Source organism: Catenulispora pinistramenti (assembly GCF_018274385.1).
Taxonomy (GTDB): domain Bacteria; phylum Actinomycetota; class Actinomycetes; order Streptomycetales; family Catenulisporaceae; genus Catenulispora; species Catenulispora pinistramenti.
Genome location: NZ_JAAFYZ010000380.1, coordinates 1 through 5,430, shown reverse-complemented (window position 1 = coordinate 5,430; position 5,430 = coordinate 1). Strand labels below are relative to the sequence as shown.

Sequence of the window (5,430 nt, the reverse complement as noted above, 5' to 3'; positions counted from 1 at the left end):
CCCCACCCTCCTCCGTCGCCGCGCCCGCCAACGCGCCCTGGCCGACCTCCTCCGCGCCCGCCACCCGATCCCCGCCGCGTGGCGCGACCACCTCACCGCCGACACCCTCGTCTGCCGCTGCGAAGAGGTCCCCGCCGAGGCCATCACCGAAGCCGTCACCGACCTCGGCGCCGCCGACGCCCGCACCGTCAAACTCCTCACCCGTGCCGGCATGGGCTGGTGCCAAGGCCGCGTCTGCGGCTACGCCGTGGCCTGCCTCGCCCGCCCCGATGCCGCCGATCCGCCGTCCCCCGCCGACCTCCTCGCCGCTGCGAAGCGCCCCTTGGCGCGCCCCGTACCGCTCGGCATGCTTGCCGCGCAAGACCGAAGGAACAAGTGACCATGTCCCGCATGCCCTGGCACGGCGTCGTCGTCGCCACCGCCCTGCCGTTCCGCGACGATCTGTCCGTGGACCTCGACGCGTACGCCGCGAACCTGCGCGCCCTCATCGACGCCGGCTGTGACGGCGTGTGCCCCAACGGCTCACTCGGCGAGTACCAGACGCTCACCGACGCCGAACGCGCCGCCGTCGTGAAGACCGCGGTCGACACGGTCGGCGGAGACCGGGTGCTGGCCGGAGTCGCGGCGTACGGGTCGATGGAGTCGCGACGCTGGGCCGAGCAGGCCGCGCAAGCGGGTGCGCAAGCGGTCATGTTGCTGCCGCCCAACGCCTACCGCGCCGACGAACGCTCCGTGCTGGCTCACTACAAGGCCGTCGCCGAGGTAGGCGTGCCGATCGTCGCCTACAACAACCCCATCGACACCAAGGTCGACCTCGTCCCCGAACTACTCCAGAAGCTCCACGAAGCCGGCTACATCCGTGCGGTCAAGGAGTTCACCGGCGACACCCGCCGCGCCTACCGCATCAAGGAACTGACACCCGACCTCGACCTCCTGATCGGCGCCGACGACGTCCTGCTCGAACTCGCCCTCGCCGGCGCGGTCGGCTGGATCTCCGGCTACCCGAATGCGATCCCGCACGTCTGCGTCGATCTCTACCGCGCCGCCACCACCCAGGACATGCAGACCGCCCTGCCGCTTTACCGCGACCTCCACCCGCTCCTGCGCTGGGACTCCCGCACCGAGTTCGTCCAAGCCATCAAGCTCTCCATGGACCTGGCCGGCCTGCACGGCGGCGGCTGCCGCCCGCCCCGCGTCTCGCTCCTGCCGGGCCAGTACGACGCCATCAAGGCCGACACCCTTCGCGTCCTGCCGCTGGAAGAGCAGGCGCGCGAGCGGAAGCAGGCCTGATGCGTACCAAGCACGTCTACCACGCCGTCGACTCCCACACCGAGGGCATGCCGACGCGCGTCATCACCGGCGGTGTCGGCGTCGTCCCCGGCGAGACGATGATGGCCAAGCGCCGGTACTTCATGGAGCACTTGGACCACCTGCGCACCCTGCTGATGTATGAACCGCGCGGCCACGCCGCCATGTCCGGCGCGATCCTCCAGCCCCCCACCCGCCCCGACGCCGACTACGGTGTCCTCTACATCGAGGTCTCCGGCCTACTCCCGATGTGCGGCCACGGCACCATCGGCGTCGCGACCGTCCTGGTCGAGACCGGAATGGTGCCAGTCGTAGAGCCGGTAACAACCGTTCGCCTGGACACCCCAGCCGGCCTGATCCTCGCCGACGTCCAGGTCGAGGACGGCGCCGCCAAGTCCGTGACCATCCGCAACGTACCCAGCTTCGCCGAACGCCTGGACGCGCAGGTGGACGTCCCCGGCTTCGGCACCGTCGGCTACGACCTGGCCTACGGCGGCAACTTCTACGCGATCGTCGACCTGGACGCCTACAAGCTCCCCTTCGACCACACCGCCAAGAACGAGATCATCGCCGCCGGCCTGGCCACCATGGACGCGATCAACGCCGCCGCCGAGCCGGTGCACCCACTCGACGACTCCATCCGCGCCGTCCACCACGTCTACTTCCGCGCCCCCGGCTCCACCGCCCAGCACTCCCGCCACGCCATGGCCATCTTCCCCGGCTGGTTCGACCGCTCCCCATGCGGCACCGGCACCTCCGCCCGCATGGCACAACTGCACGCCCGCGGCGAACTGCCACTGAACACCGACTTCGTCAACGAATCCTTCATCGGCACCCGCTTCATCGGCCGCCTGGTCGAGCAAACCGAAGTCGCCGGCCGCCCCGCGGTGATCCCGACGGTGACAGGCCGCGCCTGGGTGACCGGTACAGCCCAGTACTTCCTGGATCCAGCCGATCCGTTCCCTGCTGGGTTCCTGCTCTAATCACGGGATAGGGTTTCGACCATGCCAGACAGGACTACCAGCGGCGCCGCGGTCTTCGCCGCCCCGTCCGCCGCCGGAGCCGCAGGGTCCGCCAGCACCAACGCCAGCGGTGGCACCGGCACCGGCACCGGCACCGGCACTGGGCTCGGTACCGCCGGCACCGGCACCGGTGCCGAGCGCGGCCCGGCACTGAACCTGCCCCGGGTACTGGGCCACAACTCGCTCCGCGAACAGGTCTCGCACGCCCTGCGCGCAGCCCTGATCGCCGGCGAACTCCGCCCCGGCGTGGTCTACTCAGCCCCGGTCCTGGCCGCAGGCTTTGGGGTGTCGGCGACACCAGTACGCGAAGCCATGCTCGACCTGGCCAAGGAAGGCCTGGTCGAGGTCGTCCGAAACAAGGGCTTCCGCGTAACCGAACTGTCCGAATCCGACCTGGACCAGTTCACTGAGATCAGGGCACTGATCGAAGTCCCGGTAGTAACCGGCCTGGCCCGCACCGCCCCCGCCGCCGACCTGGCCGCCCTCCGCCCAGCAGCCGAAGCCATCGTCACCGCAGCCAAAGCCCGCGACCTCATCGCCTACGTCGAGGCCGACCAAGCCTTCCACCTCGCCCTCCTAGGCCTGTCCGGCAACCCCCACCTAGTAGAAGTAGTCAGCGACCTCCGCAACCGCTCCCGCCTCTACGGCCTACCCTCCCTAGCCGACGCCGGCGTCCTAGCCGCCTCAGCCGAGGAACACGTCCAACTCGTCGACGCACTCATTGCCCGCGACGCCCCGACGGTCGAAGGCCTGATGAAGACGCACCTGACGCACGTGCGATCGATCTGGGCGGGCCGCGAGTAGCTGCGATAGGCAGGTCGTCGGGGGCGGCTCGCGGCCGGACCGGTCGGAAGTCGCGGCGGGCCAGCCGGTAGTTGCGACGGTCGAGCTGATGGTCTTGGCGGGCTAGCCAGAGGTTGCGACGGCCCGAGCCGATGGTCGCGGCGGGCAGTACAGCTAGTCGGCGGTTGCGACGGCCACCGGGTCAGGAGTCCGCACTGGTGGTCGAGTGGTGGTCCGCAGCTGCGGTAGCCCGGGCGCCAGACGAGTCACGAGCTGCGGCGGCGGCCCGGGCGGCAGTCGGCTCCGGGGTTGCAGCGCCGGCCGGGGCAGCCGCAGCGTCCTGGAACACCACCCAGCGCATCACGCAGTACATATACACGCCCTCGAGCAGCCCCGACAGCACGCGGGCCAGCGCGTAGCCAACCCCCACCGCAGTCAGACCGGTGCCGACACCGAGGACGAAGACCAAGTAGTTGACCCCGACTGCCACCACATAGCGCGCGGTCTGCTGCCCCAGGGCCCCATGCGACTGGAAATTGAACCCCCGGTTCAGCACGAAGCTCAGCGCGAACGCCGTCAGGTACGACACCGTGACCGCCGCCGGGTACGGCCAGTGCAGCAACCGATGCGCCAGCGTCAACAACCCGAGGTCCACCGAGAAGGTGAACCCGTTGATGACCGCGAACCCGAGCATGCTGGGTGCGACGACGCGCGAAAGCCCGAACGGCAGCCTGCGCACGACGGCGGCCATCAATGCGTGAAAACGGTGCCCGACCACGCGGGCAAGCTACCAGCCCCGAGCGAACGGCCGAGGTCGCTACGACGACATCTTGGCGCGTCGCACGTGCGCTAGAACCACGTCGGCGACCTCGGTCACCGGGACGGTCGTGACCACCTCCAACGTCGCCGACTTCCGCAGCAGCGGCTCGACCAACTCCAGGTTCTCCAACGTCTCGACCAGCTCCGCAGGATTCTTTCCGTAGGGATTGTCGGTGCGCGTTGCCAGCCGCTCGATGATCACCTCGGCCGGCGCGCTCAGCAGTACCACGTGATCGAAGCGGTCGCGGAAATGCCCCTGATTGCGGACCGTTCCCTGCACGAACAACAGTTCGTGACTGTCGTCCGCGACACCATCCAACAGGGCGCCGATCCGGCCCTCGTGCCACAGCCGCTCGCCGTCGACCACCTCGTGCCAGTCCCCGTAGTCGGTGTCCACCACCCGGTGGCCCCGCCGACCGAGCTCCTCGAGCAGGGTGGTCTTCCCGGTCCCGGACATGCCGGTCACCAAGATCCGCGTCATGTCGGCCGGCGTCCCGGCAGGGGCCGCTGCCGGGCTGGTTCGTCGTACAAGCTTCGGCCTCGCTTTCATGACTCGGTTGCCTGCGGCATTTGGCGTGGGCCTTCGTCGATGGCCGCCCGGGGCGTCGTTGGCGCTGCTGCCGGTCAGGTTGGCTGCCGTGACCTGCGATGGTTCAAGCCGCGGGCTGCGGACGTGGCGGCCGTCGGCGGTGAAACGATGCCCGATTCTCGGGCAAGGTACCAGCCGGGTCTTGGGCGGGTGGCTGAGGTTGGTGCCGGAGGTTGTGCCGCGCCGGACGTGCGCTGCGGTGGTGTCGGCGACCTTTCGGATTGCGGGAGCGGGTGGTTGGTTGGCGGGTGGGTCGGTGGGCTGAAGAAGGGCAGGTTTGGGGGCCGGACCCTGGCGCCTGGGGGAGACGCCGGGGCCCGGCTGTTGGGTTGTGCTGTGCCCGCCCCTTGCGGGGCCTGCTCGATGCGGGGCGATCCCCCATCTGCCTCCGACTTCGCCGAAGCCGGAGGCCCTTATCGCCTCGCTTCGAGCAGTCGACGACGCGTGGTCATCGAGGGCGTGGCGGCTGCCTTCGGGCGGGTGCGGTGAGCTCTGTCCGCGCCCGGCCGGTGGTGACCGTCGGTCCGGGGGCCGCCGGTTGGGTTTGGCGGTGGTTGGCGGCCTTTGGATTACTTCAATAGTGGGTGAAGGTTGCATATCGGACATCGGGTGATTGGCGTAGATCGGGCTACGCGGATTGGCTGGCGCCGAATGGGTGAGTTGCCGGGTCCGCGCTGGTTGGCGGCTTGGTTGGCGCTGCGGAGTTGCCTCGCTGGCATGCTGGGCAGGTGCGGCTGGCTGGCGCGGCGGGTCGTTGTGCGCGGTTGGCAGGCCCGAGCTGCCGTGTGGGCCGCTGCGACGGCTGAGGTGCGGGTCTCGGACGTGCTGCGTGGCTATTCGCGCCTCGGCTGACCTGCGAGGTCGGGGGCTGGCGCAGGTAGCCGGGCTGCAGCCGGGCTGGGCTGGGGG

General features: G+C 69.9%; 6 protein-coding genes. 4 read left to right on the top strand and 2 right to left on the bottom strand.

Annotation, left to right across the window (positions count from 1 at the left end):
- From KGQ19_RS51530 to KGQ19_RS47210, 4 genes are all read left to right on the top strand, one after another.
- The coding region (locus KGQ19_RS51530; protein WP_212021943.1) for a (2Fe-2S)-binding protein at positions 1-379 on the top strand (379 nt) is incomplete at its 5' end.
- Positions 380-381: 2 nt separating this feature from the next.
- Positions 382-1,290 carry a dihydrodipicolinate synthase family protein gene (locus KGQ19_RS47220; protein ID WP_212021942.1) on the top strand — a complete coding sequence of 303 codons (909 nt, stop codon included), beginning with the start codon at positions 382-384 and terminating at the stop codon, positions 1,288-1,290.
- Positions 1,290-2,291 carry a proline racemase family protein gene (locus KGQ19_RS47215; RefSeq protein ID WP_212021941.1) on the top strand — a complete coding sequence of 334 codons (1,002 nt, stop codon included), beginning with the start codon at positions 1,290-1,292 and terminating at the stop codon, positions 2,289-2,291. The genes KGQ19_RS47220 and KGQ19_RS47215 overlap by 1 nt, the downstream gene beginning before the upstream one ends.
- 21 nt (positions 2,292-2,312) lie before the next feature.
- Positions 2,313-3,134, top strand: a complete 822-nt coding sequence (locus KGQ19_RS47210) for a GntR family transcriptional regulator (protein WP_212021940.1) — start codon at positions 2,313-2,315, stop codon at positions 3,132-3,134.
- A gap of 181 nt (positions 3,135-3,315) precedes the next feature.
- Here the strand turns inward: KGQ19_RS47210 and KGQ19_RS47205 are convergent, their stop codons facing one another.
- Together KGQ19_RS47205 and KGQ19_RS47200 are read right to left on the bottom strand one after the other, a co-directional pair.
- A complete protein-coding gene (locus KGQ19_RS47205) occupies positions 3,316-3,891 on the bottom strand; it encodes a GtrA family protein (RefSeq protein ID WP_307856730.1) in 576 nt (191 codons plus the stop codon).
- Between the two features lie 39 nt (positions 3,892-3,930).
- Positions 3,931-4,413, bottom strand: a complete 483-nt coding sequence (locus tag KGQ19_RS47200) for an AAA family ATPase (RefSeq protein WP_212021939.1) — start codon at positions 4,411-4,413, stop codon at positions 3,931-3,933.
- Between the last annotated feature and the right edge of the window lie 1,017 nt (positions 4,414-5,430).

Bases quoted from the DNA above. Each gene is read 5' to 3' on its own strand.
- KGQ19_RS47220 (WP_212021942.1), top strand. From the start codon at position 382: ATGTCCCGCATGCCCTGGCACGGCGTCGTCGTCGCCACCGCCCTGCCG.
- KGQ19_RS47215 (WP_212021941.1), top strand. From the start codon at position 1,290: ATGCGTACCAAGCACGTCTACCACGCCGTCGACTCCCACACCGAGGGC.
- KGQ19_RS47210 (WP_212021940.1), top strand. From the start codon at position 2,313: ATGCCAGACAGGACTACCAGCGGCGCCGCGGTCTTCGCCGCCCCGTCC.
- KGQ19_RS47200 (WP_212021939.1), bottom strand. From the start codon at position 4,413: ATGACGCGGATCTTGGTGACCGGCATGTCCGGGACCGGGAAGACCACC.